This is a genomic window from Legionella septentrionalis, from assembly GCF_003989745.1.
Lineage (GTDB): Bacteria > Pseudomonadota > Gammaproteobacteria > Legionellales > Legionellaceae > Legionella_A > Legionella_A septentrionalis.
Genome location: NZ_RZGS01000066.1, coordinates 1 through 3,973, shown reverse-complemented (window position 1 = coordinate 3,973; position 3,973 = coordinate 1). Strand labels below are relative to the sequence as shown.

The following is a 3,973-nucleotide window of genomic DNA, read 5'->3' as shown; positions in this document are numbered from 1 at the left end:
AATAACCAGGTAAATTTAGGATAATATCTTTCTTCGGCACTTTAATCCTCTTTTGACTGCAAAATCAAAGAGTTAGATTACTATAATCCGATTAAAGTGCCCCTGTATTTGGGGTAGAGCCGTAATACGACCTGAACGATGTCCTAGCAGATCTTGCCTGTCTTCAAAACTTACTCCAACAGATCTTAACCGTCTACCAAAGGTATGTTTCAAATCGTGAACTCGTACAAACTCTAAGCCAGCTTTCTTGCGAGCCTCTTTCCAGCCTGTATTATTCATGCGGGTAATCGGATTGGCTTTATAGGTAAACACAAACTGCTCATGCCGCCCTCTTTCGCTATCAATTACCGATTTTGCTGTCTGATTACAGACTACCAAGCGCTCTTCACCATTTTTAACCATTTCTGGAGGAATGATAAACACCATTAGGTGTGGCAACTCAGGGATCTTAATTTCCCAGTCCCATTGAAGGTGACACACTTCGCTCTCCCTACATCCAGTATTAACAGCAAATAACGCCATTTTTTCCAAATGTGGAGGCAACTCAGCAAAGAGCCTACGTTGTTCATCCCAACTCAACGGATAGGGTTTACGTAAATCGTCCTCGGGCAATAACTTGATTTTTGGTGCATTGAGCAGCCAAGTAAGTCCATATTCATCAATCCATTCTGTTGCAGCCAGGTTTGTTAAGCGGACCTCATTAAGTATCTAGAAAGATTATGTGATAGCGTTTATCCTATGTCATTTAAAAAATGGTAGGAATTAGATGATAAGGATGTCATTAAGCGCTGAGGAACAATCGGCGTTGAATCGCTTAAGACTAACGAAGAATTCAAACGTTGGTGAACGTGCGCATTATGTATTGCTATCCAGCGCTGGTAAATCTGTTAAAGAAATCGCAACCCAACTAAGCCGTAACGAGCATACAATTAGATTATGGCTAAATCGCTATAAAACCGAAGGCATCTGTGGCTTGGAAACTCATCAAAAATCAGGACGCCCCGCCAAGAAAGCCGTTATTATTGAATCACAACTTGAAGAATTACTAAATAACTCTCCTCAAGACTACGGCTATCAAGAGTCTGGATGGCAGATAAGCATTTTACGTCACTGGTTTGAAAAACAAGGTTTGTCTGCTTGTGACAATACCTTGGCAAAGGCATTGAATAAATTAGGATTTGTGTACAAGCGCTTTTCAAAAACATTGCCTGCAAATGCACCATCGGCTGATGAGAAAAAAATACGTATCAATGCAATCGTAGATGAGATTGGGAAATACTCCACACAGGACATTGAAATACTGTTTGTTGATGAGTCTCATTTTTCTAATCAACCATATGTTAGCCGTGGCTGGTTTAAATGTGGTGAAAAAAAGTAGTTCATACAGTTAAAAGCAGGCTGAGTAAAACTATTTTTGGCGCATTAAACATGCATACAAATCGTTTCTACTGGAAACAAGCGGATCGGGGAAACAGCGAGCAATTTATTTGGTTTTTGCGTCAACTCCATCAAGCAAGCCCAGACAAAAAACTAATCATCATTTTAGACAATGGTTCCATACATAAAAGTAGAAAAGTACAGGCTTTTGTTAAGAAACAAGGATGGGTGGAGTTGTTTTTTCTACCACCATATTCGCCAGAGTATAATCCTATTGAGCGTTTCTGGCTTTGGTTAAAGCAGAACGTTTATGGCTGCAAATCATTTACAAAAATGGAAGATCTGATCCAACGAATACGAAAGTTAATATGGCATTTTCATGAGGGTAGGACTGTTTCAACAATTAATTTCAATTATGATGCGTATGCTACTTTATTATAGATACTTAATGAGGTCCACTTATTCGACGAACAATTTTTAAACCATGGTTAATTGTTCTTGTTTTAACCTGATCTTTACGTCGTCCATCTATAAACGGCTGCAAAATACCCATATGAATTGAATCTAATGGCATTTTTCCAATATACTGCACTAGAACACGCAAACGGCCTGCATCAGAATCAATGCTTCGCTTATGTTGGTTTTCATCTAAAAATTTAATGGCTGCTTCCATAAACGTGCGTTTAGGTCTTACACCAAACACACTTGCTTGCCTTACTTCTTCGATACGTTTTGCAAAGTATTTTTCTGCTTCTTCGAGGTTGCCCGTACCAGTGCTTTCTCGAATTCTGCATCCAAAGACCGCTTTATCGATGTGCCAATAGTCACCTCTTTTGAAGATACCTGGCGATTTTTTTCGTCCCATGCTTCCAAACTCCTTTGTCTGGCTATCGCAGGACGACCACTACAATGTATATAATCGTCCACCCAGGCATCCAAATCAAGCCTATCAAATGCTACTCCCTGATTACCAATAGGAATTTCAATTAAATTAGGTCTCACTTCCGCGTTAAAACGATGTCTATCCATCCCTAAATATTCTGGGGCATCTCTAAGACGAATTAGTCGTGGTAATATATTAAATCTACTCATTTTTTCATCCTGAATGTTACCGACTGAAGCCCATGTTATGATTAATCCACTCATCGATTACATCTTTACGCCACGCGAGGGTTCTTCCATGCAATTTTACTGGTTTAGGGAACTTACCATCCGTCCACCAACGACGAAGAGTTAATCGATCTTTTCCGATTATGGTTTCTATATCATTTATAAATAAAATTTGTTGAGTAAGATTATTAACAGAATGCATTATTGATTCTCCAATCCATTGGTCACTTAAGTTGCAGGCGAGTTTTCCATTCGCCCTTCAACTCCATATCAATAACAATTAGAAAAAGTTTTAATAGATTCAATTCAACTTTACTTTCCTTAGGTAATCGGTTGTATTGAAAGATCATTTGTAAATGAGAGACTGGAGAGTTAGATAAATTTGCGATTCGTTGCAGCGAATATTCTGTAGAGTCCAGTAGATACTGAATTATTTCCTTATAGATGATTATTTTTTTCTCATGAAACATACAACATACTCCTGTAAAACCTTATAATATTTATCCAATAAAACCAAAATTAACATTGGCATCATTTTGCGAAAGCAATATTAAAACGTTATTGGTTTTAATATCAATATGCCTTTTTAAGAAATTTTAATTAAGATACGATATGATATTGAATGATGCCGATTTATATGGTATTTTTTTTTTCGACATAGCATAGCAAGGATTTTTTATGAGCAATGGACCTTATCAGTCATTTGCTGATCGTTTGATTAAAACTCTAAAAGTCAAAGGCTACACAGCATCTAGATCTCCTAATGGCATCTGTATTAAAAGCCTAGCCGGATTAGTGGGTGCTTCAGAACAAATTTGTCGTCGCTACATTAGAGGTGACGCACTTCCTGATTATGAAAAAATTACGCAACTCAGCAAGCATCTTGAAATCAGCCCTGGCTGGTTATTATTCGGTGACGAGGGATTCAACTCGCCAAAAAACAATGAACAAGAAGAAAATGTATTACATTACATTTTAAAGCATAGTCATCGCTTGTATCCCGTTTCACAAGGCGGTAATGGCGACTATGCTGATTTTGTATTGGGATTATTCAAAGAAGTTCGTTCCATAGATACCTCAGAAAATAATTTATTGAAAATCATTGACCTGGCAATTAGCTCGATTTCTTTGTATGAAGAAAAAGGTAAGAAATACGACCACGCTGTATGAGTTGTAATTATGGATGCACACAGAAAAATTAAGCTACACCCCAAAGCCAGAGAGTTTCTTTTTGAGAACTTTGCAATCTTGAGACGTATATTTTCAGATGTTTTGGGGCAGATGGAAATAGACTATATTTCAATTGCTTTAATTAATGAAGGAGGTGAAATGTTCTTTCTATCCTCTAATCCTTCCACTGAGCAAAATGAACCTCCCCGTGGCAAGCCACGGGGTATCAGAGGAGGCGTAACTGCTTCGTTTCCGACTCCTTACCCTGATTTTTTACATAACGCTCAACCACCTTCCAGTCCCCGCGTTCACCTAC

The 3,973-nt window shown here is 38.1% G+C and carries 6 protein-coding genes and 2 pseudogenes; 4 read left to right on the top strand and 4 right to left on the bottom strand.

Translation table 11 applies throughout. The features are described from left to right. Nucleotides 1-120: 120 nt before the first annotated feature. Nucleotides 121-693 (bottom strand): annotated as a pseudogene (locus tag ELY11_RS12135) (site-specific integrase); the annotation flags it as partial. Between the two features lie 73 nt (nucleotides 694-766). Between ELY11_RS12135 and ELY11_RS12710 the strand changes: the two are divergent. Together ELY11_RS12710 and ELY11_RS12705 are read left to right on the top strand one after the other, a co-directional pair. Beyond that, nucleotides 767-1,378 (top strand): IS630 family transposase, encoded by a 612-nt coding sequence (locus tag ELY11_RS12710; RefSeq protein ID WP_127033849.1) that lies wholly within the window; start codon nucleotides 767-769, stop codon nucleotides 1,376-1,378. A 20-nt stretch (nucleotides 1,379-1,398) separates the two neighbouring features. Continuing rightward, entirely contained in the window at nucleotides 1,399-1,818 is a 420-nt protein-coding gene (locus tag ELY11_RS12705) for an IS630 family transposase (protein WP_127033846.1), read from the top strand. Between the two features lie 4 nt (nucleotides 1,819-1,822). On the opposite strand, the gene ELY11_RS12540 is transcribed toward ELY11_RS12705, so the two are convergent. The 3 genes from ELY11_RS12540 to ELY11_RS12760 all read right to left on the bottom strand — a co-directional run bounded on the left by ELY11_RS12540 (nucleotide 1,823) and on the right by ELY11_RS12760 (nucleotide 2,957). Further along, nucleotides 1,823-2,242: a hypothetical protein gene (locus ELY11_RS12540; RefSeq protein WP_233579866.1), complete on the bottom strand. Its 420-nt coding sequence runs from the start codon at nucleotides 2,240-2,242 to the stop codon at nucleotides 1,823-1,825. A 243-nt stretch (nucleotides 2,243-2,485) separates the two neighbouring features. After that, nucleotides 2,486-2,689, bottom strand: a complete 204-nt coding sequence (locus ELY11_RS12110) for a helix-turn-helix transcriptional regulator (protein WP_127033840.1) — start codon at nucleotides 2,687-2,689, stop codon at nucleotides 2,486-2,488. 22 nt (nucleotides 2,690-2,711) lie between these two features. Then, nucleotides 2,712-2,957, bottom strand: a complete 246-nt coding sequence (locus tag ELY11_RS12760) for a hypothetical protein (protein WP_127033837.1) — start codon at nucleotides 2,955-2,957, stop codon at nucleotides 2,712-2,714. A gap of 208 nt (nucleotides 2,958-3,165) precedes the next feature. Here ELY11_RS12760 and ELY11_RS12100 point away from each other — a divergent pair, with 208 nt between their 5' ends. Both ELY11_RS12100 and ELY11_RS12855 read left to right on the top strand, forming a co-directional pair. Continuing rightward, nucleotides 3,166-3,657 carry a transcriptional regulator gene (locus ELY11_RS12100; RefSeq protein WP_127033834.1) on the top strand — a complete coding sequence of 164 codons (492 nt, stop codon included), beginning with the start codon at nucleotides 3,166-3,168 and terminating at the stop codon, nucleotides 3,655-3,657. A 9-nt stretch (nucleotides 3,658-3,666) separates the two neighbouring features. After that, nucleotides 3,667-3,855: pseudogene (locus ELY11_RS12855) on the top strand (flagellar biosynthesis protein FlgJ); the annotation flags it as partial. Nucleotides 3,856-3,973 lie beyond the last annotated feature (118 nt).